This window comes from Methylobacterium oryzisoli (assembly GCF_046557895.1).
GTDB lineage: Bacteria > Pseudomonadota > Alphaproteobacteria > Rhizobiales > Beijerinckiaceae > Methylobacterium > Methylobacterium oryzisoli.
Genome location: NZ_JBKIBX010000010.1, coordinates 38,015 through 64,923, shown reverse-complemented (window position 1 = coordinate 64,923; position 26,909 = coordinate 38,015). Strand labels below are relative to the sequence as shown.

Below are 26,909 nucleotides of genomic sequence, written 5' to 3'. Positions count from 1 at the left end.
CATGCGAACGGACCCGACCCCATGCGTTCTCTCCTCACGGGCGCCCTCTGCGCGGCCGCCCTCTCGTCCCCCGCTCTCGCCCATGCCGTGCTGGAGCGCGGCGAGGCGAGCCCGAACCAGTCCTACCGCGCCGTCGTGCAGATCGGCCACGGCTGCCAGGGCCAGCCCACCACCCGCGTCACCGTGACGGTGCCGGAGGGGGTGATCGCCGCCAAGCCGATGCCGAAGCCGGGCTGGACCCTCGCGACGGTGAAGGGCCCCTACGCCCGCGCCTACCCGCACTATCACGGCGAACTGCGCGAGGGCGTGCGGGAGATCAGCTGGAGCGGCGGCAGCCTGCCCGACGACCAGTTCGACGAGTTCGTGTTTCAGGCCCGGGTCACGGACGCCTTCGCGCCTGGCGAGACGGTCTACTTCCCGGTGCGCCAGGACTGCCCGGAAGGCAGCCACGCCTGGAGCGAGATCCCGGCGGCCGGGCAGAGTGCGCGGAGCCTGAAGTCCCCGGCGCCGGGCGTGCGGATCGTCGCCGCCGCACAGGCCGCGCCCACGACTGCCCCCGCGGCGGTCGTCAAGGCGGGTGACCTTGCCATCGCGCAGCCCTGGATGCGCGCCACGCCGGGCGGCGCCAAGGTGGCGGGGGGCTATCTGCGCATCACCAACGGCGGCAGCGCCCCCGACCGGCTGGTCAGCGCCGCGATCCCGCTCGCGGGCCGCGGCGAGGTGCACGAGATGTCCAACACCGGCGGCGTGATGCGCATGGCCCCGCTGGAGGCCGGGCTGACGATCAAGCCCGGCGAGACCGTCGAGCTGAAGCCCGGCGGCTACCACCTGATGTTCCTCGACCTGAAGGAGCCGGTGAAGGCGGGCGCGACGGTCGAGGGCACGCTCACCTTCGAGCGGGCCGGCACCGTGCCGGTGCGCTTCGCGGTCGGGGCGATCGGGGCGGCGGGACCGGGCGGGACGTCGGCCCCCGCCGCGGACGGGCACCACCACCACTGAGGCGACCGCCGCATGAGGCGCGGGTGTCTCCTCTCCCCGCACGCGGGGAGAGGTGATGTGCACGTGCCGACATGTGCACCCGCAAGCCCGTCCGACTGGGACGCCCCGCGCCCCGCCGCCTGATCCCGACACAGGCTCCGCCGGCCCCGAAGCGGAGCGAAAGGCGTCGCCATGCCTCATCGTCCCTCACGCGCCGGGCTCGCGGGCCTCCTGCTCGCGGCAAGCCTCGCACCCGCCCGCGCCCAGTCCGCCGACACCGTCGCCCTGTCCCAGATCGACGTCGCCGGAGCCGGCGGCTCCCTGACCGTGCCGTCCGTGCCGGAGCAGCGCCGGATCCTCGAACGCACGGTCGGCGCGGTCGCCTTCGTGGATGGCGAGGCGATCCAGAACCGCTACGCCAACACCCTGCGCGACGTGCTCAAGGACGTGCCCGGCGTCTACGTGCAGGAGCGCTACGGCCAGGAGCTGCGCCTCTCGGTGCGGGGCTCGGGCATCGCCCGCGGCTTCCACCTGCGGGGTCTCGAACTGCTGCAGGACGGCATCCCCCTCAACCTCGCGGACGGCAGCGGCGACTTCTACCAAGTCGATCCGCTCGCCCTGCGGTCGGTGGAGGTCTACAAGGGCGGCAATGCGCTCGCGTTCGGCGCCACGACGCTGGGCGGCGCCATCAACTTCGTGACGCCGACCGCCCACACGGCCCTCGCGCCCACCATCCTCCGTCTCGACGGCGGCAGCTTCAACACCATCCGCGAGAATTTCCAGGTCTCGCGCATCGCCGGGCCGGTCGATCTGCTGATCAACGGCACGATCACCAACTCGGACGGCTACCGGATCCACGACACCCAGCGCACCCGGAATTTCAACGCCAATCTCGGTTACGTTCTGGCGCCGGGCGTCGAGACGCGCTTCTACGCCGGCATCTACCTCACCGACCAGAAGCTCCCCGGAGCGCTGAGCCTGGGCGAGGCGCTGCGTGATCCGACACGGGCGAACCCGGCCGCGCTCAGCGGCAACCAGTCCCGCAAGGTCGAGACCGAGCGGATCGCCAACCGCACGTCCTTCCTGCTCGACGTGGGGAAGCTCGACATCGATTCCTGGGCCATCCACAAGTCGCTCTACCACCCGATCTTCCAAGTCATCGATCAGGACGGCTGGACCTACGGCGTCTCACCCCACTGGGCCGGCACCTTCGAGGTCGGGGGTTTCCGCAACGAGACGCTGCTCGGCCTGCGGGCCTATGCGGGCCAGAATTCCGCCCTGCAATTCCTCAACGCGGCAGGTTCCCGCGGGGCGCAGACCCGCAACGCGCTCCAGAGCGCATCGAACGTCGAGGCCTTCGGCGAGAACCGGTTCTGGATCCTGCCCGACGTGGCGCTGATGACCGGCGCCAAGCTCTTCTCGGCCAACCGCACCTACAGCGACAAGGGCGGCCTGCCCCTCAACCCGGCGGTGCAGTTTGCCAACCGCACCTACGAGGGCGTGAACCCGAAGCTCGGCCTGCTCTGGCAGGTGCGTCCCGACCTGCAGGTCTTCGGGGACGTCACCCGCTCGGCCGACGTGCCGGACTTTTCCGACCTCGTGCAGCAGAACCTCGCCGGCAGCACCTTCGTGCCGCTGCGCGCCCAGCGTGCCTGGACGGCGGAGGTCGGCGCCCGCGGGCGGATCGGCGATCTCAGCCTCGACCTCACGCTCTACCGGGCGGATCTGCGCGACGAACTCATCAACTTCAGCCCGAATGCGGGGCTCGGCATCCCGGCCGCGACCTTCAACGCGCCGCGCACCCGCCACCAGGGCGTCGAGGCGGCGGCGAGCCTCGATCTCGCCCGCGACCTCATCGTCGGCGGCGACGCGCTGACGCTGACGCAGATCTGGACCCGCAACGACTTCCGCTTCGTGGCGGACCCGGTCTTCGGCGACAACCGGATCGCCGGCATTCCGCCCGACGTGCTGCGCACGGTTCTCGCCTACACGCGGCCCGGCTTCTCCCTCGCGCCCGCCCTCGACTGGGTCCCGCGTGGCCCCTTCTCCGACCACGCCAACACCCAGCGGGTGCCGGGCTACGCGCTGCTGGGCGTGCAGGCCGCCCTCGACCTGGCGCCCGGCGTCACACTGTTCGTGGATGCGCGCAATCTCACGGACAAGCGCACCATCTCCGACGTCGCCGTGGTGACGAACGCCGCAGCCTTCGGCCCGGCGGGGCCGGTGGCGTTCTATCCGGGCTCCGGGCGCAGCGTGTTCGCGGGCGTGCGGGGGGCGTTCTGAACCTTCCGGAAGCGCCGCCGTTGTCCAGAGGATTCGGAGGAGTTCCGTCATGATCCGATCCCTGCTTCTCGCCTCCCTCCTCGTCGGCACGCTCGCGGGCGCCGCGCAGGCGCAGGGGATCCCCGGCGGCATGCAGCGCGGCGCCCGCGAGGGCGACCGGGTCGCCGGCCCGATCGGCGGCATCGTGGGCGGCGCGGTCGGAGGCGCGGTGGGCGGCGTCAACGGCGTCCTCGGCATCGATCCGGGTCCGCGCGCCTACCGCAGCGGCCTGCCGGGGCGGCGCCACACCCATCAGCGGCGCCACCGGCACCGCTGAGCCGCGCCCACTTGACCCCTGCGGCAGGCGGGTCCTAGAGCACGGGCGTCCCCTTTCGCGGAGTCGCCCGATGACCGACCGCCTGCCCGGCTTCAACACCCTTGCGATCCATGCCGGGGCGGCGCCGGACGCCGCCACGGGCGCCCGGGCGACGCCGATCTACCAGACGACCTCGTTCGTGTTCGACGACGTCGACCACGCGGCCTCGCTGTTCGGGCTGCAGGCCTTCGGCAACATCTACACCCGCATCGGCAACCCGACGAACGCCGTGCTGGAGGAGCGCGTCGCGGCCCTCGAAGGCGGCACCGCCGCGCTCGCCGTGGCCTCGGGCCACGCCGCCGAGTTCCTGGTGATGCACGCCCTGCTCCAGCCGGGCGACGAGTTCATCGCGGCCAACAAGCTCTACGGCGGCTCGATCAACCAGTTCAACCACTCCTACAAGAACTTCGGCTGGAACGTGGTCTGGGCCGACACCGACGATCCGGCCTCGTTCGAGGCGGCCATCACGCCGCGCACCAAGGCGATCTTCGTCGAATCGATCGCCAATCCGGGCGGCGTCATCACCGATCTCGCGGCGATCGCCGCCATCGCCAAGCGCCACACCATCCCGCTCATCGTCGACAACACGATGGCGACCCCGTACCTGATCCGGCCCTTCGAGCACGGGGCCGACATCGTGGTGCACTCCGCCACCAAGTTCCTGGGCGGGCACGGCAACTCGATCGGCGGGCTCATCGTCGACGGCGGCACCTTCCCGTGGGCGGGCGACGACCGCTACCCGATGCTCTCCAAGCCGCGGCCCGAATACGGCGGCATGGTCTTGTCCGAGACCTTCGGCAATTTCGGCTTCGCCATCGCCGTGCGGGTGCTCGGCCTGCGCGACCTCGGTCCGGCGCTCTCGCCCTTCAACGCGTTCCTGATCCTCAACGGCATCGAGACCCTGCCGCTGCGCATGCAGCGCCACTCCGACAACGCCCTCACGGTGGCCGAGCACCTCGCGCGCCACGCGGCGGTGTCGTGGGTGAGCTATCCGGGCCTGGAGACCGACCGCTACCACGCCCTGCACAAGCGGTACTGCCCGCTCGGCGCGGGCGCGGTCTTCACCTTCGGCTTGACGGGCGGCTACGAGGCGGGCGTGCGGCTGGTGTCGAACCTGAAGCTTTTTTCGCACCTCGCGAATATCGGCGATACGCGCTCGCTGGTGATCCACCCGGCCTCCACCACCCACCGCCAGCTCAGCGACGAGCAGAAGGTGCGGGCGGGCGCGGGCCCCGAGGTGGTGCGCCTGTCGGTCGGCATCGAGGATCCGGGCGACCTGATCGCGGACCTCGACCAGGCCCTCGCGGGCTGATCCGGCGAAGTCCGGCCCGGACCGGGATTGTCCCAAGTTAAAGTCGGGACGAAGTATAGCCGCGCCATTGCGGCCCGCTATGTACCTGTGATTTACTCGCCCGCATCGCGTCGGATGGCCGGTTCAGCGGCCTGACGGCGCTGCCGGACGTGATCGTCCGGGTGCTCGTCGGATCGGTCTCGAACGCCCGTCAGGCGCAAGGTCCCGCTCGTGCGGGGCCGCTCGCCGCCCGTGCGGATCGTGCCGCCGCCGGGCGCATGAGCTCGGGGCGTCTGCGCTGCGATGACACGGATAGAGGCGCTGCTGCACTCCTCCCCTCCGCCGGGCGACGTGGCGTCGGCCGCGGAGGCGTCCGCGCGTCTGGCGGAGGCCGAGGCCGTGGCGGCGGAGGCCCGCGCCGTCGCGGCCCTCGCGCAGATGCGCGCCGAGATCGCCTGCGCGGAGGCCGCGCGCCTGCGCGCCGCCGCCAGCGACCAGGGGCGCGCCCTCGCCGAGGGCGAGATCCGCCTCGCCTCCATGGAGGAGCTGAACGGCCGCCTGCGGTCCAGCGAGGCCTTCACCAGCCGTCTGCTCGCGGCGAGCCGCGACTGCATCGAGGTCCTGTCCCTCGACGGCACGGTGCTGTGGCTGAGCGAGGGCAGCGCCGCCGTGCTCGAAGCCGGCTCCGCCGGCCGCGTCCTCGGCAGCGACTGGCGGGCCGCGTGGCCGGAGCCCGCCGACCGCGTCGCCGCCGACCTCGCGCTCGCGGCCGCCCGCGCCGGCCGCACCGGCCGGTTCCGGGCCGCCTCCCCCACCCTAGGCGGGACGCCGCGCTGGTGGGACGTGGTGCTCACGCCGATCCCGGGCGACGCGGGCGCGGTGGAGCGCGTGCTCGCGGTGGCCCGCGACGTGACCGACGCCCATCACGCCGAGGAGCAGCAGGCCCTGCTCATGCAGGAACTCGCCCACCGGGTGAAAAACATCCTGGCGATGGTGCAGGCGGTCGCGACCCAGACCCTGCGCGGCGCGGCCTCCCTGGAAGAGGCCGCGACGGCCTTCGGGGCGCGCCTCATCGCCCTCTCCCACGCGCACGACATCCTGATCCAGGGCTCCTGGGCGGCGGCCGACCTGCGGAACGTGGTGGAGGGCGCGGCCGACCTGCATGGCGGGCGGGCGCCCGACCGCTTCCGGATCGAGGGGCCGGCGGTCCGCCTCGGACCCCGTTCGGCCCTCGCCCTGTCCCTGATCCTGCACGAACTCGCCACCAATGCCGCGAAGTACGGTGCGCTGTCGCGGGCCGAGGGGCGGGTGAGCGTCGCGTGGCGCATCGTCGCCGAGGCGGACGAGCCCTGGCTTTTTCTGCGTTGGGAGGAGGCCGGCGGTCCGCCGGTCGTCGCACCCACGCGCAGCGGCTTCGGCTCGCGGCTGATCGAGCGCACCCTGGTACACAGCCTCGGCGGGAGTGCCAGCCTGACCTACCCGGCCGCGGGCGTGGTCTTCTCCCTGTCGGCCCCTCTGCGGGCCGTGCAAGAATCGTCGGCTTGAGCGTCGGCCTGAGCGTCGGCCTGACGCACCGGCACGTCGTCGCTCCGGCCACGCTTGACCCTGGGAGTGTCGGCCCATAGGCAGCAACCACCTGCCGACGTCAGCCGTGGCGACCGATGACATCATCCCCCGACCGATCCGAGTCTCCCACGGACGAGGCGCCCGTGGTGCTCCTCGTCGAGGATGACGGCCTCCTGCTGATGGAGGCGTCCGACACGCTGGCCGAGGCCGGGTTCCAGGTGGTGGAGGCCCCGCATGCCGACCGCGCCCTGCAGGTGCTGGAGAGCGACCGCGAGGTCGATGCCCTGATGACCGATGTCGATATGCCGCTGGGCTCCATCGACGGCCTGGCGCTCGCCCGCCTCGTCGCCCGCCGCTGGCCGTGGATTCCCGTGCTGGTGGTGTCCGGCATGGGCACCCCGGGACCGAACGACATGCCGGACGGGGCCTTGTTCATCCCCAAGCCCTACGCGCCCTCCGACCTCGTCCAGACCCTTCACGACCGCGTGCGCCGCGCCGCCTGATTCCGGAAATACGCCGATGCCCCCGTTCGATCCCGCCCGCCTCGCCTTCGCCACCCGGGCGGTCCATGCCGGCGCCGCCCCCGATGCCGCGACCGGCGCCCGCGCGCAGCCGATCTACTTCACCAACGGCTTCGTGTTCGAGTCGAACGAGCAGGCCGCCGACATCTTCGCCATGCGGGCGACCGGTTTTTCCTATTCCCGCGGCTCGAACCCCACGGTGGCGGCGCTGGAGCGCCGCGTCGCCGCGCTGGAGGGCGCCAAGGCCGCGGTCGCCGTCGCGTCCGGCCAGTCGGCCGTGCTCCTCGTCCTCCTCACGCTGATGCAGGCGGGGGACGCCTACGTCTCCTCGGCGCGCCTGTTCGGCGGCTCGCTCGGGCTGATGCGGCGGCTGGAGACCCGCTACGGCCTCACGCCCCAGTTCACCCGCGGCCTGACGCCGGAGGATTTCGAGGGCGCCATCACGGAAAAAACCCGGGCGATCGTCTGCGAGTCGATCGTGAACCCCTGCGGCACCGTGATCGACATCGCGGGCGTCGCCGCGGTGGCGCGGCGCCACAACCTGCCGCTCATCGTCGACAACACGCTGGCCTCCCCGGCCCTGATCCGGCCGATCGAGCACGGGGCGGACATCGTCGTCCACTCGACCTCGAAGTTCCTGTCGGGCTCCGGCACGGTGATCGGCGGCATCATCTGCGATGCCGGCCGCTTCGACTGGGCGGCCACCGGCCGCTACAACCTGATCAACGAGCCCTGGCCGGATTACGACGACCTCGTGGTCTCGGAGCGCTTCCCCGAGACGGCCTTCGCCACCGCCTGCCGGCTGTTCGGCCTGCGCGACCTCGGCCCCGGCCTGTCGCCGATGAACGCCTTCCTGACCCTCACCGGGATCGAGACCCTGCCGCTGCGCATGGAGCGGCACTGCGCCAACGCCAAGGCCGTCGCCGGCCACCTGCGGGCGCACCCGAAGGTGGAATGGGTGAGCTATCCGTCGCTGCCGGGCCACCCGGGCGAGGCGGTGGCCAATGCCTACGCGCCGCAGGGGGCCGGGTCGATCTTCACCTTCGCCCTCAAGGGCGGCGAGCAGGCCGCGCTCGACTTCATCACCGGCCTCGGCCTGATCTCCCACCTCGTCAACATCGGCGAGATCAAGTCCCTGGCGATCCATCCGGCCAGCACCACGCACCGCCAGCTGCGCGAGGCCGAGAAGGCGGCGGCCTGCGTCGGCCCGGAGACGGTGCGGCTCTCGATCGGCCTCGAATCCGTCGAGGATCTGATCGCCGACGTCGAGCAGTCCCTGGCCAAGCTCGCGGGCTGACGGCGCGTCCCGCGACCGACGCGGCGTCGGTCGGGGCGGAGCAGGCGCTAGGTCCGCGGCGTCACTCGTCGGCCGCGTCCCGGCTCAGCGCCCGCAGCGCCCCGCGCAGGCTGCGCACGTCCTGCTCGGTCATCTGCATGCGGTGCAGCATGTCGCGCAGGTTGCGCACCATCCCGCCGCGCTTCTCCGGCGGGAAGTAGCCGGCCCGGTCGAGGGCGCCCTCCAGGCTGCCGAACAGCGCCAGCAGTGCCTCGCGCGGCGCCGGGGGCGAGCGCATCTCCCCGTCGAAGGGCAGGTGCGCGAGGCCGGCGGCGCGGCGCCACTCGTAGGCGACGAGGAGCACGCTCTGCGCGAGGTTGAGCGAGGAATGCCTGGGATCGACCGGAAAGGTGATGATGGCATCCGCGAGCGAGACCTCGTCGTTCGACAGCCCCACCCGCTCGCGGCCGAACAGGATGCCGACCCGTTCCCCCGCCTGCTGGCGCAGGGCGGCGGCCCGCATCGCCTCGTCCGGCCCCAGCACCCGCTTCATCTGTCCGCGCTCGCGCGCCGTGGTCGCGAGCACGTGGTGGAGGTCGGCGATCGCCTCCGCCACGGTGGCGTGGAGCGTGGCGCCGTCGAGGACGTGCGTGGCGCCGGACGCCGTCTCGCGCACGCCCTTCTTGGGCCAGCCACCCTTGGGCGCCACGAGTCGCAGCTCCGACAGGCCGAAATTCGCCATCGCCCGCGCCGTCATGCCGATGTTCTCGGCGAGCTGCGGCTCGACCAGGATGACGACGGGGCGGAGCGGCGTCGGGACGGTCGCGGCGTCGGTCATGGGGGGCTTCGGCGTCGGTCTGGGGTGCGGATCGGTGTGCGCCGCTTCTAGAGCATTGTCCGACGAAGTGGTCACCGGTTCGTCGCAGAGAATGCGGCACGTTCAAGAGCCTGGAGCAGGATCGGCGCGCCTGCGCCACGCCCAGCCGCCGGGATCTCCTTGATCCCGCACCCGTTTTTCAGCCTTCGGGCTGGCCGGCGCAGTGGGCCGGGCGCCCCGTCCCGGGCCGTTTCGTCACCCAAGCGGAACCGTCACGCTCACGAAGCGTTACCATAACAGACCTCCTTCGCCCCGGCCCGAGCGGCCGGGGCCTTTTTTTGTCCGACGGGTCCCACCCGGCGCGATGTCGCCGGGGCGGCTTCCCCGTCATGGTGCACCGCGCTATGACCGCGCCTCGGCCGGCTTCGTCGGGCCGGGGCCTCGTGCGGCGAGGCTCCGGCCCGGCGGTCCGGCAGGCTCGCGGCTCACGGAAGGCTGTTCGGTCATGGCGAAGATCAAGGTGACGAATCCCGTCGTCGAACTCGACGGGGATGAGATGACGCGGATCATCTGGCAGTCCATCAAGGACAAGCTGATCCACCCGTATCTCGACATTCCCCTGGAGTACTACGATCTGGGCGTCGAGCACCGCGACGCGACGAACGACAAGGTGACCGTCGAGGCGGCCGAGGCGATCAAGCGGCACGGCGTCGGCGTGAAGTGCGCCACCATCACGCCAGACGAGGCCCGGGTGAAGGAGTTCAATCTCAAGGAGATGTGGAAGTCGCCGAACGGCACGATCCGCAATATCCTCGGCGGCGTGATCTTCCGCGAGCCGATCATCTGCCGCAACGTGCCCCGCCTCGTGCCGGGCTGGACGCAGCCGATCGTGGTCGGCCGTCACGCCTTCGGCGACCAGTACCGCGCCACCGACTTCAAGGTCCCGGGCAAGGGCCGCCTCAGCATCAAGTTCGAGGGCGACGACGGCACCGTCATCGAGCGCGAGGTGTTCAAGTTCCCGGACGCCGGCGTCGCGCTCGCCATGTACAACCTCGACGAGTCGATCCGCGACTTCGCCCGCGCCTCGATGAATTACGGGCTCGCCCGCAAGTTCCCGGTCTATCTCTCGACCAAGAACACCATCCTCAAGGCCTATGACGGCCGCTTCAAGGACGTCTTCGAGGAGGTGTACCAGAACGAGTTCAAGCAGAAATTCGACGCGGCCGGCATCACCTACGAGCACCGGCTGATCGACGACATGGTGGCCTCGGCCCTGAAGTGGTCGGGCGGCTACGTCTGGGCCTGCAAGAACTACGACGGCGACGTGCAGTCGGACACGGTGGCGCAGGGGTTCGGCTCGCTCGGCCTGATGACCTCGGTGCTGCTCACCCCGGACGGCAAGACCGTCGAGGCCGAGGCCGCCCACGGCACCGTGACGCGCCACTACCGCGAGCACCAGAAAGGCAAGGAGACCTCGACCAACTCCATCGCGTCGATCTTCGCCTGGACCCGCGGCCTGTCGCACCGCGCCAAGCTCGACGACAATGCCGAGCTGGCGACCTTCGCCGCGACGCTGGAAAAGGTCTGCATCGACACCGTCGAGGCCGGCCACATGACGAAGGATCTCGCGCTCCTCGTCGGGGCCGATCAGCGCTGGCTGTCGACCACAGGCTTCCTCGACAAGATCGACGAGAACCTGAAGGCCGCGATGGCCGCCTGAGCCGCGCCATGAGGCGGGGGCGGGCGTCGCGGCGCTCGTCTCCGTCTCAGGCTCCCGCCCGCCTCACGCCCAGCGTCAGGAGGGCGGCGTATCCCTCCCCCTCCTCCAGGACCTGCGCCATCCCCCGGCGCTCCGGGTCGTCCTCGCGCAGGAGCCCGTCGCGGCCGTTGGTGATGCGGCCGCGGGCGGGCCGGCCGCCATAGGCGGGCGCCCGGTCGTGGACCGCCGCGTTCGCCGGGTCGGGAAAGTAGATCTGTCCGGTCAACGCGGTGCGGGTGTCGAGGATCACCTTGACGTGGACGTGCGTGGTGCGGCCGGGATACCAGCCCGGATAGATGGTGCGGAAGGCCGCGACGCCCTCGCGGTCCGTGAACTGGGTGCCGCGCAGGAAGGTCCGCCCGACCGTCGAGGCGCCCCGGTCGCCCTGGCCCGGGTAGCCCGAGTAGCGCCCCTGGGCATCGGCATGCCAGACGTCGACCCGCGCCCCCGCGAGCGCCCCGCAGGAGGGCGTCGCGACGACGCGCAGGCGCAGGTCGAGCGGCACGCCCGGCCGGTCCTCCCGGATGTCCGCCCGCACGAGCCGGGGGTCGAGGTAGAACGGTCCCTCGACGGCCTCCGGCGTCAGGGGGCAGACCTCGGCGGCCGAGACGGCGCGCGGTGCGAGGGTGCCGGCGGCGAGCACCGCGAGCGCGGTCCGGCGAGAAAACCCCTCGTCCATCGTCACACCCTCCCGGTCAGGTGACGCCGGTCGGACCGTCGAGGATCGTCCGGATCCGGCGCACGAGGTCGAGACGCCGGTAGGGCTTGTCGATCACCTCGAACTCGCTGCCGCCGATGTCGGTGCGCTCCACACTCGCCTCGGCGTAGCCGGTGGTCAACAGCACCTTCAGCCGCGGCTGGCGGCGGCGCGCCTCCCGCGCCAGCACGACGCCGTTCATGCCGCCCGGCGCCAGGAGGTCGGAGAACAGCAGGTCTACCTGCCGGCCGCCGTCGAGGATCTCCAGGGCCTCCCGGCCCTGCGAGGCCGCCAGCACCGTGTAGCCGAAATCCTGGAGGATCGTGCGGGCGAGGTCGGCCACGTCGCCGTGGTCGTCGACGATCAGGATCGTCTCGGTGCCGGGCCGCTCCGTGCCGCGGCTGCGGGGAGCTCCGGCCGGGCGCTCGTCCTCCCCGGCGGCCGGGAAGATCAGCCGCACGCTCGTGCCGCGGCCGACCTCGGACTCGATCTGCAGCGATCCGCCCGATTGCCGGACGAAGCCGTACACCATCGCGAGCCCGGCGCCCCGCCCCTCCTCCCGGGTGGTGAAGAACGGCTCGAGCGCGCGTGCGCGCACCTCCCGGGACATGCCGGTGCCGGTATCCGCCACCGTCACCGCGACGTAGCGCCCGGGCGGCAGCAGCCCGGGACCCACATCGTCCTGCGCGACGTCGTGGTTCTCGGTGGCGATGGTGACGCGACCGCCCTCCGGCATCGCGTCGCGGGCGTTGCTGAGGAGGTTCAGCAGCGCCACCTCGGTCCGGGTCGGATCGAGGCGGGCGTTGCGCAGGTCCGGACTCAGCGCGGTCTCGACCGTGACCGCCGCGCCGAGGGTGCGCCCGGCGAGGTCGCGCAGGCCGTCGACGAGGGTGCTGAGATTGATCGCCCGGCCCTCCAGGCGCTGGCTGCGGGTGAAGGCGAGGAGCTGCTGCGTCAGCGTGGTGGCCCGCTCGGCGGCACCCCGGATGGTCTCGGCGGCCTGCACGAGGCGGCCGGGATCGGCGTCGCGGTCGGCCAAGCCCGCCTGCAGGATGTCGACGTAGCCCACCACGACCTGCAGCAGGTTGTTGAAGTCGTGGGCGATGCCGCCGGTGAGCTGGCCCAGCGCCTCCATCCGCTGCGACTGGCGCAGCGCATCCTCGGCGTCCCGGCGACGCGACACGTCGAGCTGCGAGCCGAAGAAGTACACGAGGTCGCCGGCACGGTCGTGGACCGGCGAGATGAACAGCGCGTTCCAGAACGACGAGCCGTTCTTGCGGTAGTTCAGGATCTCCGTCGCGATCTCCCGGCCCTCCCGGATCGCCCGGCGCACCTCGTCGACGGTCTGCGGATCGGTCTCCGGCCCCTGCAGGAAGCGGCAGTTGCGGCCGACCAGTTCCTCCGGTTCGTAGCCGGTCATCCGCCGGAAGGCTTGGTTGGCGAAGATGATCGGATTGTCCGGCTGGCGCGGGTCGGTGACGATCATCGGCATCCGCGTCGTCTCGACGGCGGCGAAGAAGATGTCGCCGCGAGGATCGGTCGCCTCGCCCGCCGATCCCCGCGCGACGATCGGGCCGGCGGGCGTCGTATCGGGCGTCGTCATCCTGTCTCCGCTCGTGCTCGCACGGCTCGCCGCTAGACCGAGGAAAGTATCCCGAAGCGTCGGATTCTCAAGACGGGGCGTCAGGAGCGTACGAAGATGGATGAGACCGCGACGCAAGTCTGCGCCGCGGTCTTTCGTCCCTGCGTCAGGGGCTCAGGCGTCTTCGCCGGTCGCGAAGGCCACCGACTCCGATTCCGCCCGCTCGAAGGCCTGGATGACGTGCTGGTAGGAGCGCCAGGTCTCGGTGGCGTGGTCGACCCCGGCCGGCCGCAGGGCGAACAGCAGCATGGAGCGGCCGGTGACGTCGTAGGTGTCGCCGATGCCGAAGCGCGAGAGGTCCTGGGAGTCGGACAGGTTGGTGTCGAGCACCCGCATCCAGGCATCGCCCCCCACCACCTCGGGCAGCGTGAACTGCACCATGTCGTGGTAGGCGTTGAACAGCAGCAGCAGGGTCGCCTCGGAGCCCCGGCGGCGGATGCCGCTGGTCTGGGCCCGTCCGTCGAGCAGCACCGCCAGCGAGCGGGCGCCGCCGTCGTTCCAGTTCTCCTGGGTCATCTCGACGCCCGCGGGCGTGAGCCACGTCACGTCCCTGACGCCGAGTTCCTCGTCGTAGGCACCCGTCAGGAAGCGTCCGCGCCCCAGCATCGGCATGGCCTTGCGCAGGGTCAGCAGGCGCTGGGTGAACTCCGCGAGGTCGCGCTCTTCGGGGCCGATCGCCGTCCAGTCGACCCAGGAGATCGCGTTGTCCTGGCAGTAGGCGTTGTTGTTGCCCTGCTGGGTGCGGGCGAACTCGTCGCCCGCGAGCAGCATCGGCGTGCCGCGGGAGAGCAGGAGCGTCGCCAGCAGGTTGCGCATCTGGCGCAGGCGCACCGCCCGGATCTCCGGATCGTCGGTCGGACCCTCGACGCCGTAATTGGCCGAGAGGTTGTGCGAGTGTCCGTCGCGGTTGTCCTCGCCGTTAGCGGTGTTGTGCTTCTCGTTGTAGGAGACGGTGTCGTTGAGCGTGAAGCCGTCATGCGCGGTGATGAAGTTCACCGAGGCCCAGGGCCGGCGCCCGCGCTTGTTGAACTTGTCGGCCGAGCCGGTGATCCGCTCCGCCAGCGCCGGAAGCAGGCCCTCGTCGCCCCGCCAGTAGCCGCGCACGTCGTCGCGGAAGCGGTCGTTCCACTCCGCCCAGCCCGGCGGGAAGCCGCCCACCTGGTAGCCGCCCGGGCCGCAATCCCACGGCTCGGCGATCAGCTTGACCGAGGAGAGCACCGGGTCCTGGCGGCAGGAATCGAGGAAGCCGCCGCCCTCGTCGAACCCGTAGGGCTCGCGGCCGAGGATCGTCGCGAGGTCGAAGCGGAAGCCGTCGACCCGCATCTCGGTGGCCCAGTAGCGCAGGGAATCCGTCACCATCTGCAGCACGCGGGGGTGCGAGAGGTTCACGGTGTTCCCGGTGCCGGTGTCGTTGATGTAGTAGCGCTTCTGGTCGGGCAGCAGCCGGTAGTAGGAGGCGTTGTCGATGCCCTTGAAGGAGAGGGTTGGCCCGCGCTCGTTGCCCTCGGCGGTGTGGTTGTAGACCACGTCGAGGATCACTTCGAGGCCGGCGCCGTGCATGCGCGCCACCATCTCCTTGAACTCGGAGAAGGCGAAGTCCGGCACCGCCGCGTAGCGCCGCGCGGGCGCGAAGAACGACAGCGTGTTGTAGCCCCAGTAGTTCACGAGGTCCTTGTCGAGGAGGTAGCTGTCGTTCACGAAGGAATGGACCGGCAGCAGCTCCACCGACGTCACGCCGAGGCTGCGGATGTAGTCCAGCACCGCCTTGGTGCCGAGGCCCGCATAGGTGCCGCGCAGGCGCTCCGGCACCGCCGGGTGCAGCTTGGTGAAGCCCTTGACGTGGGTCTCGTAGAAGATGGTGCGGTCCCAGGGCACGTCCGGCTTCTGGTCGCGTCCCCAGGTGAAGGCCGGGTCGATCACCCGGCACTTGCGGTTGAACTGGGCGCTGTCGCGCTCGTCGAAGCTGAGGTCGTCGCCGCTCTCCATCACGTAGCCGAACAGCGCCGGGTTCCACGTCACCGAACCCACCAGCGCCTTGGCGTAGGGGTCGAGCAGGAGCTTGTTGGGGTTGAACCGGTGCCCGGCCTCGGGCTCGTAGGGGCCGTGGACGCGGTAGGCGTAGATCGTGCCGGGCCGCGCATCCGGCAGGTAGCCGTGCCACACCTCGTCCGTGTACTCGGGCAGGTCGATGCGCTCGATCTCGGTCTCGCCGCTGTCGTCGAACAGGCACAGCTCGACCCGGGTCGCATGGGCCGAGAACAGCGCGAAATTGACGCCGAGGCCGTCCCAGGTCGCCCCGAGGGGGAACGGCTGCCCCTCCTTGATCCGCGAGCGGCGGATGAGCGCCGCCTCGGGCGGCGCTGCTTTCGTCGTGATCTGAACGTTCATGGCGGGGGCCGGTCGATCCGTCGTGAGGGCGCGAAGCCTGACGGTGGGGAACGCATCGGCCGTGGATCAAGGTCCCGGCGCGCGGGAGATTTTTCGTGGCCGCCGGCCGGTCAGGGCGGCGGCGCGGGTCCCTTCTCGCGCTCGGCCGCGTCGATGGTCTGGCGGGCGAGATGGCGGGTGATCAGCCCCTCGACCTCCCAGATCGTCTCCTCGACGAAATGGGCCTGCAGCTGGGCGCGGGGATCCTCCGGGTCGAGGGCGTCGCGCTCCTGCAGCCGGCGCATGGCCTGGCGCACCACCCCGTAGACGGCCTCCCGCTCCGCGCGGGACATCGACGGGGAGACCGCGCGGGCGATCAGGTCGGTGAAATCCGACACGGCGGCGTCCCTCTCCGGGTCCAGGCCCCTGGTCAGAGCAGGCTCCTGCTCAGAGATTGTGGTCCTTGATGCCCGCGATCAGGAGCGACGTGCAGCCCCAGCCCACGAACAGGCAGAAGAACGCCACGAAGAGATCGTGGCCGCGCTCCGGCATCGCCGAGAAGTGCGGGATCGACGGCGGCACGAAGATCGCGAGGTAGACGTGCTGCTTGCTCGCCGCGATGCGGGCGCGCTCCAGGATCAGGATCGAGGATTCGTTCAGGCGCTCGGCGATGGTGCGCTCGATCTGCAGCTTCTCGAATTCGAGCAGCGCCTTGGCGGCGTTGGGCGCGTCGACCGCCACGCCCTCGCTGGCGATCGAGTCCTGCAGCACCTTCATCTGGTGGTCGATCGCCGCGACGTTGGCCACGATCGCCTGGATCGACCGGGATTTCTCGTCGAGCGACGAGGAGCGCAGCACCTGGAGGTCGTTCTCCAGCTTGATCTTGTCCTTGCGCAGCGTGAGCAGCGTGGTGAACGTCGCCTCCGCCGACTTGATCGGATCGATGATGCCCCAGCGATTGCGGAAGGCGTTGAGGGCCATGTGCGCGCGCTTCAGGCGTTCGCCGGCCTTCTCCACCTCCTCGCGGCTGTGGCGGACCATATCTTCCTGGGCGCGCCCCGAGATCTGGTTCACCAGCGCCTCGGCGCGCCCCACCACGTGCTTGGCGATCGCGAGCGAGTCGTCGGGGGTGAAGGCGCGCACCTTCAGGGTGATGATGCCCGAGATCAGGTCGATATGGGGCGTCACGTGCTGGCGCCAGTACTTCAGCAGCTCCTCGATCGGCGCCTCGCCGGAATACCGCGCCCAGAAATCGGCCTCGCGACGCGTGAACATGCCGGCCACGTTGAGCGCTGCCTGGGCGCTCTCCAGCATCGGCTTGCTGCGGATGAACTCCCGGACGATGTAAGTGTCCTGGCTGTTGTTCTTCTGGATCAGGCTCGAATACTCGTTCAGCCGGACGTCGCCGACCGGCTCGACCTCGCCGCGCACCGCGAAGCGGGCCTCGACCACGTACTGATCCGAGGCGATGGCGAAGAGGTAGAAGGCGATGAGCGCGGTCGGCAGGCCGACGAACAGGCCGAAGCTGCGCACGAGGCGCACGGCGATCTTCGGGGGCTTCAGTTCCTCCCCGGAGGCAGCCGGCACGCGGGTCCAGCGCAGGGGCTTCAGCACCTGCAGCAGGCGCGGGCCCTTCGGGGCATCCACGGGCTCGATCGTCTCGGCGTCCCGGCGCAGTTCGGGCAGGGAGCGCCGCGCGAAGGCGATGACGCTGCCGAGCCTGTCGCGCCGCTTGACCTCGTCCACGCTCATACCGCCTCGTCCTGCCTCCGTCCGCTCGGCGTCCCGGCCCCGTCGTCCCCGGCGCGTGCTCACGGCCACGCTTGGTTGTGCGCCCCTCGCCGGCGAGGGTCAACGAAGCGCGCCATAGGGCGGGGGAACGGGGCGGAACGGGCCCTGCGGGTCCCGCGTGAGGTCACGGTTTTTTGGGCCTTTTTGATGGCGCGGCCGTGTCGCCCCGGTCACGCCGGGGCGCGGTCGTGGAGGGCGTCCGCGAGGCGCCGCCATGCCGCCTCGTCCCCTGGCAGGCCGAAGCGCAGGCGGTCCGGCGCGGCCTCGAAGCGGCGCACGAACAGGCCGGCCCGGCCGAGCCGGGCGAAGAGGCCCGGCCCATCCGGGAAATCGGCGGTGCGAAACAGCCGCGTGCCGCCGACGATCCGCCCGCCCATCGCGGTCAGGAGACCGTCGAGGCGCTGCGCGTCCCGTCCCCGCTCCCGCGCCGCCCGCTGCCGCCACGCCGCGTCCGCGAGGGCGGCGCGCCCGATGGCGATGGCCGGCCCCGACACGGCCCACGGCCCGAGGGCCGCGCGGATCCGCCCGATCAAGGGAGCCTGAGCCACCGCGAAGCCGAGGCGCAGGCCCGCGAGCCCGTAGGTCTTGCCGAAGGAGCGCAGCACCACCGCCCCGTCCGGCACGGCCGCGCACAGGCTCTCGACCGGCTCCAGATCCGCGAAGGCCTCGTCGACGACGAGGAGGCCGCCCCGGGCCGCCAACCCGCCCGCGAGGGCCGCGAGGTCGGACCGGGCGCTCGTCCGCCCGTCCGGGTTGTTGGGAGTGACCACCACCGCGACCTCGGCCTCCGCCAGCCCGGCCGGGTCGCGCGTCTCGGCGACCGCGTGCCCGCCCCGCGCCCAGGCGGATGCGTGCTCGGCGTAGGTCGGCCCGAGCACCACGACCCGGCTCCGCGCGCGCAGCCGCGGCAACACCTCGATCAGCGCCTGCGTGCCGGGGGCGGCGGCGACGTGGTCCGGTTCGGCGCCATAGGCCCGCGCGGCCTCCTCCTCCAGGTCCCGCAGGGCGCCGGGGTCGGGCAGGCGCTGCCACAGGCTGGCCTCGAGCGCCGGGCACGGATAGGGGACCGGGTTGATCCCGGTCGAGAGATCGATCCAGGGCTCGGGCGCGTCGGGGAAGAGCCGGCGCGCCTCGCCCAGGTCGCCCCCGTGCCGGATCGGTCCCTGAGCTGCCATCTCCCGCCTACCATGCCCGCCCTGCTGCATCCGCCCGACAGCCTCCTGGTGCTCGCCCTCGCCCTCGCGGCGGAGGCGGCCTTCGGTTATCCCGACCGCCTCTACAGGGCGCTCGGCCATCCTGTCACCTGGATCGGCCGCCTGATCGCGGCCCTCGACCGCGGCCTCAACCGCGAGGGGGCCGCCCCGGCGCTGCGCCACGCCGCCGGCCTCCTCGCCCTCGCGCTCGTCCTTCTGGCGGTGGCGGCGGGCACCCTCCAGTTCGCCCTCATGGCGGAGGCGGCCGGGGCCGGGATCCTGCTCTGCGGCCTTGTCGCCGCGAGCCTGCCGGCGCAGCGCAGCCTGCACGACCACGTGGCGCGCGTCGCCGCGGACCTGACGGACGGGGGCCTCGCCGGCGGACGCCGGGCGGTGTCGATGATCGTCGGCCGCAACCCCGAGACCCTGGACGAGGCGGCGGTCTGCCGCGCCGCGATCGAGAGCCTCGCGGAGAACTTTTCCGACGGGGTCGTCGCCCCCGCCTTCTGGATCGGGGCGGCCGGCCTGCCGGGCGGCGCGCTCTACAAGGCGGTGAACACCGCCGACAGCATGATCGGCCACCGCACGCCGCGGCACGCCGCCTTCGGCTGGGCGGCGGCCCGCCTCGACGACCTCGTGAACCTCCCGGCCTCGCGCCTGACCGCAGCCCTGCTGATCGGGGCGGCGCTCCTGCACCCCGGCTGCTCGGCCCGCGGGGCGGTGCGGGCGGTGCGCCGCGACGCGCGCCGCCACCGCTCGCCCAATGCCGGCTGGCCCGAGGCCGCGATGGCCGGCGCCCTCGGTCTGCGGCTCGCCGGCCCGCGCATTTACGGCGCCACCCGGGTGGACGACCACTGGATGGGCGACGGCCGGGCGGAGGCGAACGCCGCCGACATCACCCGCGCGCTCGCCCTCTACCGCACGGCCTGCGGGCTCCTGTGGGGTTTGGTCCTCGCGGCGGCGTTCGTCGCGCTGCCGTGACCGGTCTCACCAGCCGGGCGTCAGACCGTCCTCGTCCTCATCGGAGGCCGGGCCGGCCACCAAGTCGGCCGAGAGGGCGCGCAGGGCCCGCGGCATGGCACTGAGGGCCGGATCATCGAAGCGCAGGTGCGGCAGGCGTGCGGTGACGAGGTCGGCGACGAGCCGGGCCTGCGCCGCATCCCGGCCCCGCTTGGCGGGATCCCGGTCGCCGCGTCGCGCGAGCCATGCCTTGTGCAGGGCGAAGGCGCGCGGGTCCGGCACGACGATGTCGAGAGGATAGCCCTTCTCGTCGATGATCGTCGTCGTGTGGCGCGGGACGTTGACCAGCCATGCGAGCCCTTCGATCTCGACGGCGGAGAGATCGTCGTCCGCCGAACCGATCCGGCCGCGGCGCGCGCGCGTCATCCGGTCGGTCGGCATCGGCTGGATCAGATCGACCATGTACCCATCCGCGTTCACCGCCCGGAAACTGCCCGCTCCCGTCGGTTCGAAGGAGCGGTCGACCTTGCGCAGGAGGCCGACGAGGCCGGTCGTCGCCACGCTCTCGGCAACCAGCTTCAGCCGGGCGCGGGCATCGAACAGGAGGTCGATGTCCGCGGTGGCCAGGGATTCGCTGGCGATGCGCACGCCGGCCATCCGTTCGTAGGCATAGAGCGCGTTGGTCCCGACGACCTCGATCGCCCGGCCCAGCAGGCCTGCGGCCCGGAGGGCCCGGACGATCCGCCCCGTCACCTGTGGCATGCGGCCGATGCGCAACGCGCGATTCACGGGCGCCATCGCGTCGAGGCGCCCGGTCAGCCTCGCCACGCGCTCCCGGACGCGCGATCGGCCGGCTTGGAACTGTTCGTAGGTCTTCTCGGTCTCGGCGCTGCGCGCGCCGACGGACTTCCAGATTCCGGACTTCTTCCGATACAGGTACGCGTGTCCCCCGACGGCCTTCCAGGACAGGGCGCCCGCGAAGCGTTCATCGAGTTCCTTGCGCGCGAGGCGATACGCCACGAAGACCTGCTCCGTGTCGACCATCTGGCGCACCTGCTCGCCCGTCCACTCGACGTACGACACCGCCGGACTCCGTTCGTGACGGAGGCATGATACCGGCTTCTCACATCAAAGCATTGAAAAATATGACGTTATCCCTTTCAGGCCGAGAAACTGATTCAAAGGGGATAATAGCCGCCATATCAGTGACTTAAGTCGTAGCAGCACCCTACCGCCCGGCCAGCGTCAGGTCGGACGGGGTGCTCGGGGCCGGGCGGCGCAGCACCGCCTGGGCGACGAACACCATCACCACGCCCACGAGCAGGCAGGCGGCCAGGAAGAGCATCGGGGTGAGATCGCTGCCGGTGCGGTCGCGGATCCACGGCACGGCGTTCTGCGCGACGAAGCCGCCGAGGTTGCCCACCGAGTTGATCGCCGCGATGCCCGCCGCCGCGGTGGCGCCGCGCAGGAAGGTCGGGGGCAGCGACCAGAAGACCGGCTGCCCCGCGAAGATGCCGGCGGCCGCGACGCACAGGCAGACGAATTTCAGGGCCGCGCCCGGCACCACGACGCTGAGCGTCAGGGCGGCCGCGCCGATCAGGGCCGGGCCGGCGATGTGCCACGTGGTCTCCCCGGTCTTCGCCGCGTGGCGGGGGACCCACCAGAGCGCGAAGGCCACCACCGCCCACGGGATCACGTTCAGGAAGCCGTTGACGGTGTTGGACACCCCGAAACCCTTCACGACGGTGGGCAGCCAGTAGCTCAGCCCGTAGGCGGCGAGCGGGAAGGCCACGTAGAGGAGCGCCAGGATCAGCACCCGCCGGTCGAGGAGCACCCGGAAGGGGTTGGCATGGTCGGTGCGCGGGGTGGTGGCGGCCTCGCGGGCCAGCGCGTCGGCGAGCCATTTCTTCTCGTCGGCCGGGAGCCAGCGGGCGGATTGCGGCCCGTCCGGCAGGGCGACGAAGACGTAGACGGCGAGCAGCACCGCCGGCAGGCCGGTCGCCACGAACACCCATTGCCAGCCGCGCAGGCCGAGCAGGCCGTCGAGATCGAGGAGCGCGCCGCCGATCGCCGCGCCGACCGCGTTCGCCAGCGCGCTCGCGATCATGAACCAGCCGACCATGCGCCCGCGGTGGCTCTGCGGGAACCACAGGGTGAGGGCGAACAGCACGCCCGGGAAGAAGCCGGCCTCCGCGGCGCCGAGCAGGAAGCGCAGCACGTAGAACATCGCCGTGCCCTGCGTGAAGCCGAGCAGGATCGTGATGAGGCCCCAGGTCGCCATGATCCGGGTGAACCACAGCCGGGCGCCGACCTTCTCCAGGATTACGTTCGCCGGCACCTCGAACAGGAAGTAGGCGACGAAGAACAGGGAGGCGCCGAGGCCGTAGGCGGCCTCGCTCAGCCCGAGATCCCCCACCATCTGCAGCTTGGCGTAGGAGATGTTCTGCCGGTCGATGTAGGCGATCAGGTACATCAGGCCGAGGAGCGGCATCAGCCGCCGGGTGATCCGCTGCACCGTGCGGGTGCCGAGCGCGTCCAGCTCCTGCTCTGCCATGGGATGATCCTCCCGAGCCGGCTTGCGGCGCCGGCTTCGTGGCAGGAACTAGGGCCGGTTCTCTCTCAGGGGAAGCGGCCTTCAGCTCCGGCGCAGCCCCGCCAGATTGCCCTTCAGCGCCTCCCAGCCGCGCCGGAGCGCGCCGAGGGGGCGCGGCTCGGGGCCGCCCGCGGGGTGCACCACCACGGTCGCGGTGCGCCCGACCGTCAGCTGGCTGGCCTCGGGCGAGGGGTCGAGGGCGATCCGCACCGGGACGCGCTGGGCGAGGCGCACCCAGGCGAAGGTCGGGTTGATGTTGGCCAGCAGATTCGAACTGGCGCCGCGTTCGCGGTCCTCGATGCCGGCGGCCACGCTCTCGACGCGGCCCGACAAATCCACGCCCCCGCCCATCAGGTGGATGCTGACAGGATCGCCGATCTGGATGCGGTGGAGCTTCGTCTCCTCGAAGTAGCCCTCGACGCGCAGCGTGTCGCCGTCGACGAGCGCCATCACGGCCCGGCCGGTCGCCACGTAGGCGCCGGGGCGCAGATCCAGGTTGGTGATGCGGCCGTTGACGGCGGCGCGCACCTCGGAGCGGTCGAGGTTGAGCTTGGCGAGGTCGCGGTCGGCCACCGCCTGGTCGTAGGCGGCCCGGGCGCCCTCCTCGGTGGCGAGCGCCGCTTCGAGCCGCTGCTGCGAGACCACGTTGTCGCTGAGCTGGCGGTAGCGGGCGAGGTCGGCCTCGGCCTGGGTCAGCGTGGCCTTGCGCCCGGCCACCACCGCCTCGGCCTGCCGCAGCGCCAGGGCGAAGCGCTCGGGATCGATGCGGAAGAGCACGTCGCCGCGCTTCACCGCCTGGTTGTCGTGCACCACCACTTCGCGGACCAGCCCCGAGACGTCGGGGGCGACGCCCACCACGTCGGCGCGCACCCGCCCGTCCCGCGTCCAGGGCGCCTCCAGATAGTAGTCCCAGAGGGCCGCCCCGACGATCAGAGCGAGGACGAGGAGCGCGCCGGTGACGGCGAAGCGGCCGAGGGCGTGGAGGAAGCGGGACATCGGAGGCGAGGCTCAGGTCAGGCGCCCGGCCACGGCCGCGATGGCGCCGAGGCAGACGACGGTCAGGGCGAGGTCGAAGAGCGGCCGGTGCCAGATGAAGCGGTAGAGCCCGGCCCGGGCGAGGAGGCGGCGCAGGACGAGGCTGACCCCGAAGGCCAGCACCGCATAGACGAGCAGGGCCGGCACGAACACGCCGTAGAGGTCGATGTCGGGCATCAGGCCGCCTCCCGCAGCCCGGCGGGACGGGGCTCGTAGGGCGGCGCGTCCGGGCAGAGGCCGCGGCGCAGGCCGGCGAGGCCCAGCAGCGCGTCGCGCCGGCCCTCCGGCCGGTCCCTGGGACCGGACTCGTCCTGCGGCCCGGGCTCGGCCCCGATCAGCCGCAGGGCGGCGTCGATGTCCGCGACGAGGGCCGGGTCGGCCGTGCCCTGCGGACGGCGGTAGTGGCGCGCGACGCCGTCCAGCACCCCGTCGAGGCGGGCGACGAGCGGGGCCGGCAGGGCGTGGCGGGCGCGGCGCAGCACGACGAGGTTCATGCCGACGCGCAGCTCCGTCAGGGTGTCGCCGCGCCGCAGCGCGCTCTCCGCCGGCGCGGCGGCGAGCCGGGGCACGAGGAGGCCGATCCGGTCGAGCATCAGGGACGCGAAGGCGACGCGGTCGCCCCGCCCGCGCCGCTCGGCCGCCCGCGCGAGGTCGCGGCGGTTCGCGGCGAGCAGCCGCCACGCTCCCTGCTCGGCCCCCACCGAGCGGGTGAGCTGCGTGACGAGGGCGGCGATCCAGATGCCGGCGATCAGCGCCATGCTCGAATTCACGAAGGTGGAAAACTCGGCGTTGTAGCGGTCCTGGATCGCCAGGAGCGCGTTGCCGTTGACGCCGAGCGCGGTGCCGGCGGCGGCGGTGGTGGGGTTCGCCATGAGGAGCCCGCAGAGCAGGAGCGGCGGCGCCAGCACCAGCGCCAGCGTCACGCCATCGTGCACCCGGGGCAGCACGCCGAACAGCAGCACGCCGGCCGCCACGGCCGCCACCGCCGACCATTGCGCGAAACCCAGGATCGACGGGGTCGGATCGTCCTTGGTGGCGAACAGGCAGCACAGCACGGCCGCCATCATGGCGGCGGTCGCCCCGTCCGGCCACGCGGTGGCGATCCACAGTGCCGTGCACAGGCTTATGGCGACCACCACCCCGAGGGCGGAGCGCAGGGCCATGCCGTGGTCGCGGTGGAGCGGCGCCCGGGCGGCAAATTCCCCCCCGAAGGCGAGGGTCTCGCGCAAGGGACCGCCACCGCGGGCGACGTGCTCCTCCAGCGTGCGGCAATCCCGCGACAGGGCGACGAGTTCGCGCAGCCGATCGAGCAGGCTCGCCCGCAGCAGGCAGGCCCAGTCGGGATCCGGCGGCAGGCCGCGCTCGGCCGCCGCGATGCGGGCCTGCAGCACGGGCTCTTCCTCGCGCGGGGCGCCGGCCTTCGACCACGCCTCGACGGCGCGCAGGAGATCGCGCAGGTCCGGCGTCAGGCCCGAGACGGCGCGCAGCGCCCGGATGCGGTCGTCGAGCGAGGACAGGACCGGCAGCAGCATCAGCATGCGCCCGCGCAGGGTCCGCACCCAGGGCGCGGCGGCCGCCTGCGCCGAGGTGTCGTAGGCGAGATGCGCCGCCAGCAGGTCGATCTCGCCGGCATCCGCCGCGAGGCGCAGGCGCTGCGCCCGCACCTCCGGATCCTCGGCGGCGCCCGACAGCACCTCACCGGTCCAGCGGCCGGCCTCCGCCAGCCACGCGGCGATGCGCCCGGCCACCACCGGCGCGACGGATTGCGGCAGGACGAGGCTCGACACCAGCGCGGCGCAGAGGATGCCGAGCGTGATCTCCTCGGCCCGGGCCACGGCGGTGTCGAAGATCGCGGCCGGATCGGTGACGGCTGGGAAGCCGATCAGCGCCGCCGTGTAGCCGCCGAGCATGAACAGGTAGCTGCGCGGGGTGCGGTCGAGCAGCGAGAGGTAGAGGCAGCCCGCCGTCCACAGCGCGAGCGCCAGGGTCAGGAGTTCGGGCGCGGCAACGAGGTTGGGCACCAGCACGACGGCCGCCGCGACGCCGATGAGGGTGCCGCCGACCCGGTAGGCGGCCTTGGCCCGCGTCGCCCCCGCGAGCGCCTGCGCGGTGATGTAGACGGTCGCCATCGCCCAGTAGGGCCGCGGCAGGTCGATCCAGAGCGCGAGGCCGAGCGCGAGCAGAGCCGCCGCGCAGGTCTTGGCGGCGAAGAGCCACGCGCGCCAGGAGGGAAGCGTCATCGCGCGCTCTTCGCCGCGCCGCCGGGCGCCGGGCCGATCCGGGAGTGCATGAGGCCACAGATAGGGAGCGGGCGCCGCGTTCTCCACCGGCGCGTTCCTCGCGACCGGTCGCGGTCGAGCGCGGGGAACCCCTCTCCCGTGCGGGAGTGGGGTTCCCGCGCGGCCGGTGTGTCCCTTTCAGGCGAGGGTGGAATGCCCTGGCCTTACGCCGCCGCGATCCGGGCGGGCCAGAGCGCCAGCACGTCGGTGCGGATCTCGCCGAGCCGCCGCAGCGTCACGGCGGTGCCGAGGATCCAGGCGGCGTAGCTCGCCAGCACCGAGAGCGCCGCCCCGGTGACGCCGAAGGCGGGCGTGAGCGCGAGGTTGGCGAGCACGAGGACGGCGAGCGCCGCGACGCTGAGGCGGGCGTTGAGCCCCTGCGCGCCCGTGAGGATGAGGAGCTGGGCGCTCGGGCCGGCGAGCGCCCGCAGCAACTGGCTGCCGATCAGGATCGCCAGCGCGGGCACGCCCTGCCGGAACTCGGGGCCGAACAGGCCGAGCAGCGGCTCGCCCGCGAGGAGAACCAGCGCGAGGGCACCCAGCGTCGCGGCGGTCGGCAGCCGCATCGCCCGGCGCACGATGCGCCGCATGGCCGGGAGGTCGCCCACCCGGCGTGCATCCGCGAAGTCCGGCACCGCCATCTGCTGGGTGACCTGCACCACGTAGCCCACGAGAAGCGCGAGTTTCAGGCACAGGCCGAACACCGCGACCTCGGCCGGGGCGAGGATCGGCGCCACGCACAGGATGCCGAGATCGGCGAAGATGTTGGTGTAAAGCGAGAGCAGCACCAGCGCGCGCGCCTCGGCCCGCCAGCGGCGCGCGAGCCGCCGCTCCGCCGGCTGCGGGCGGCGCCACGGCGGCAGGTGGCGGCGCATCAGCCGGAATTGCACCACGGCGATGAGCCCGGTGAGGCCTGCAAAGAGCCCCGTCACCACCGCCCCCGAAACTCCCGGCCACGCGAGCCCGAGCCCGACCACGAGGAGCAGGAAGCAGGCCGGCCGCACGATGCCCTCGGGCACGTAGCACAGGCCGAACAGGCGCAGCGCGCCCGCGAGATTCGTGAAGGTGGTGAGCGCGGTGGTCGCCGCGACCATCAGGCCGGCGATGACGCCGCAGGCGCGCGTCTGCGGCGGCAGCCCCGGCCAGAGCAGGCTGCCGGCCACGATGAGCGCCCCGAAGGCGAGCGCCGCCGTGAGGCCGTCGAGGACCGCGCGCGTCACGAAGGCGGCGAACAGGGGCTGCCGGGCCGCCGCCCGGTAGCGGGCGGCGAAGCGCGGGGCGATTTGCGGGTACCCTTGCGCGGCGACGAGCCCGGCGACGATCGCGAGGCTCGTCGCGGCGTAGAACAGACCGAGTTCGTCCGCGCCGACGATTCGGGCGAGCAGGGCCTGGGCGGCGAAGCCGAAGCCCGCGCCGCCCAGGCGCAGCGCCGCGAGTGCCGCCGAGCCCCGCATCAGCCGGGACAGGCGGGCGGCCAGAGGGGCGGGAAGCAGGCCGAGGAGCATT

The 26,909-nt window shown here is 72.2% G+C and carries 22 protein-coding genes; 9 read left to right on the top strand and 13 right to left on the bottom strand.

All coding sequences use genetic code 11. The features are described 5' to 3' along the window. Window positions 1-21: 21 nt before the first annotated feature. The 7 genes from ACKUB9_RS12060 (at window position 22) to ACKUB9_RS12030 (ending at window position 8,291) form a co-directional block, all read left to right on the top strand. Window positions 22-999: a copper chaperone PCu(A)C domain-containing protein gene (locus ACKUB9_RS12060; protein WP_407522193.1), complete on the top strand. Its 978-nt coding sequence runs from the start codon at window positions 22-24 to the stop codon at window positions 997-999. A gap of 171 nt (window positions 1,000-1,170) precedes the next feature. Continuing rightward, on the top strand, window positions 1,171-3,261 hold the full coding sequence (locus tag ACKUB9_RS12055; protein WP_407522191.1) for a TonB-dependent receptor family protein: 2,091 nt from the start codon (window positions 1,171-1,173) through the stop codon (window positions 3,259-3,261). Window positions 3,262-3,310: 49 nt separating this feature from the next. Next, on the top strand, window positions 3,311-3,577 hold the full coding sequence (locus ACKUB9_RS12050) for a hypothetical protein (protein ID WP_407522189.1): 267 nt from the start codon (window positions 3,311-3,313) through the stop codon (window positions 3,575-3,577). 70 nt (window positions 3,578-3,647) lie between these two features. Then, entirely contained in the window at window positions 3,648-4,928 is a 1,281-nt protein-coding gene (locus ACKUB9_RS12045) for an O-acetylhomoserine aminocarboxypropyltransferase (RefSeq protein WP_407522187.1), read from the top strand. A gap of 282 nt (window positions 4,929-5,210) precedes the next feature. Continuing rightward, a complete protein-coding gene (locus ACKUB9_RS12040) occupies window positions 5,211-6,452 on the top strand; it encodes a sensor histidine kinase (protein ID WP_407522185.1) in 1,242 nt (413 codons plus the stop codon). A 116-nt stretch (window positions 6,453-6,568) separates the two neighbouring features. After that, a complete protein-coding gene (locus tag ACKUB9_RS12035) occupies window positions 6,569-6,976 on the top strand; it encodes a response regulator (RefSeq protein WP_407522183.1) in 408 nt (135 codons plus the stop codon). Between the two features lie 16 nt (window positions 6,977-6,992). After that, entirely contained in the window at window positions 6,993-8,291 is a 1,299-nt protein-coding gene (locus tag ACKUB9_RS12030) for an O-acetylhomoserine aminocarboxypropyltransferase/cysteine synthase family protein (RefSeq protein ID WP_407522181.1), read from the top strand. A gap of 61 nt (window positions 8,292-8,352) precedes the next feature. Here the strand turns inward: ACKUB9_RS12030 and ACKUB9_RS12025 are convergent, their stop codons facing one another. Next, window positions 8,353-9,108: an RNA methyltransferase gene (locus tag ACKUB9_RS12025; RefSeq protein ID WP_407522179.1), complete on the bottom strand. Its 756-nt coding sequence runs from the start codon at window positions 9,106-9,108 to the stop codon at window positions 8,353-8,355. 484 nt (window positions 9,109-9,592) lie between these two features. Between ACKUB9_RS12025 and ACKUB9_RS12020 the strand changes: the two genes are divergently transcribed. Further along, on the top strand, window positions 9,593-10,807 hold the full coding sequence (locus ACKUB9_RS12020) for an NADP-dependent isocitrate dehydrogenase (RefSeq protein WP_407522177.1): 1,215 nt from the start codon (window positions 9,593-9,595) through the stop codon (window positions 10,805-10,807). A gap of 46 nt (window positions 10,808-10,853) precedes the next feature. Here ACKUB9_RS12020 and ACKUB9_RS12015 read toward each other — a convergent pair whose 3' ends face one another. The 6 genes from ACKUB9_RS12015 to cobD all read right to left on the bottom strand — a co-directional run bounded on the left by ACKUB9_RS12015 (window position 10,854) and on the right by cobD (window position 18,518). Then, window positions 10,854-11,525 carry an intradiol ring-cleavage dioxygenase gene (locus ACKUB9_RS12015; RefSeq protein WP_407522175.1) on the bottom strand — a complete coding sequence of 224 codons (672 nt, stop codon included), beginning with the start codon at window positions 11,523-11,525 and terminating at the stop codon, window positions 10,854-10,856. Window positions 11,526-11,541: 16 nt separating this feature from the next. Continuing rightward, complete coding sequence (locus ACKUB9_RS12010; RefSeq protein WP_407522173.1) at window positions 11,542-13,146, bottom strand: histidine kinase famiy protein; 1,605 nt, start codon at window positions 13,144-13,146, stop codon at window positions 11,542-11,544. Between the two features lie 153 nt (window positions 13,147-13,299). Further along, window positions 13,300-15,573 carry a glycogen debranching protein GlgX gene (gene glgX, locus ACKUB9_RS12005; RefSeq protein ID WP_407522171.1) on the bottom strand — a complete coding sequence of 758 codons (2,274 nt, stop codon included), beginning with the start codon at window positions 15,571-15,573 and terminating at the stop codon, window positions 13,300-13,302. Window positions 15,574-15,683: 110 nt separating this feature from the next. Beyond that, window positions 15,684-15,950 carry a hypothetical protein gene (locus tag ACKUB9_RS12000; protein WP_407522169.1) on the bottom strand — a complete coding sequence of 89 codons (267 nt, stop codon included), beginning with the start codon at window positions 15,948-15,950 and terminating at the stop codon, window positions 15,684-15,686. Window positions 15,951-15,999: 49 nt separating this feature from the next. After that, entirely contained in the window at window positions 16,000-17,304 is a 1,305-nt protein-coding gene (locus tag ACKUB9_RS11995) for a KpsE/RkpR family capsule polysaccharide export protein (RefSeq protein ID WP_407522167.1), read from the bottom strand. 209 nt (window positions 17,305-17,513) lie between these two features. After that, window positions 17,514-18,518 (bottom strand): threonine-phosphate decarboxylase CobD, encoded by a 1,005-nt coding sequence (gene cobD, locus ACKUB9_RS11990; RefSeq protein WP_407522165.1) that lies wholly within the window; start codon window positions 18,516-18,518, stop codon window positions 17,514-17,516. Between the two features lie 12 nt (window positions 18,519-18,530). On the opposite strand from cobD, the gene cbiB reads away from it, so the two are divergent. Further along, complete coding sequence (gene cbiB, locus ACKUB9_RS11985) at window positions 18,531-19,517, top strand: adenosylcobinamide-phosphate synthase CbiB (protein WP_407522163.1); 987 nt, start codon at window positions 18,531-18,533, stop codon at window positions 19,515-19,517. Window positions 19,518-19,523: 6 nt separating this feature from the next. Here the strand turns inward: cbiB and ACKUB9_RS11980 are convergent, their stop codons facing one another. The 6 genes from ACKUB9_RS11980 to ACKUB9_RS11955 all read right to left on the bottom strand — a co-directional run bounded on the left by ACKUB9_RS11980 (window position 19,524) and on the right by ACKUB9_RS11955 (window position 26,908). Beyond that, entirely contained in the window at window positions 19,524-20,579 is a 1,056-nt protein-coding gene (locus ACKUB9_RS11980; protein ID WP_407522161.1) for a GSU2403 family nucleotidyltransferase fold protein, read from the bottom strand. Between the two features lie 145 nt (window positions 20,580-20,724). Beyond that, a complete protein-coding gene (locus ACKUB9_RS11975; RefSeq protein WP_407522159.1) occupies window positions 20,725-22,050 on the bottom strand; it encodes an MFS transporter in 1,326 nt (441 codons plus the stop codon). 81 nt (window positions 22,051-22,131) lie between these two features. Next, a complete protein-coding gene (locus tag ACKUB9_RS11970) occupies window positions 22,132-23,085 on the bottom strand; it encodes an efflux RND transporter periplasmic adaptor subunit (RefSeq protein ID WP_407522157.1) in 954 nt (317 codons plus the stop codon). 12 nt (window positions 23,086-23,097) lie between these two features. Beyond that, window positions 23,098-23,301 carry a DUF1656 domain-containing protein gene (locus tag ACKUB9_RS11965; RefSeq protein ID WP_407522155.1) on the bottom strand — a complete coding sequence of 68 codons (204 nt, stop codon included), beginning with the start codon at window positions 23,299-23,301 and terminating at the stop codon, window positions 23,098-23,100. Beyond that, complete coding sequence (locus tag ACKUB9_RS11960; protein ID WP_407522153.1) at window positions 23,301-25,364, bottom strand: FUSC family protein; 2,064 nt, start codon at window positions 25,362-25,364, stop codon at window positions 23,301-23,303. Before ACKUB9_RS11960 ends, ACKUB9_RS11965 begins: the two co-directional genes overlap by 1 nt. A 203-nt stretch (window positions 25,365-25,567) precedes the next feature. Next, window positions 25,568-26,908 carry a lipopolysaccharide biosynthesis protein gene (locus ACKUB9_RS11955; RefSeq protein ID WP_407522151.1) on the bottom strand — a complete coding sequence of 447 codons (1,341 nt, stop codon included), beginning with the start codon at window positions 26,906-26,908 and terminating at the stop codon, window positions 25,568-25,570. Between the last annotated feature and the right edge of the window lies 1 nt (window position 26,909).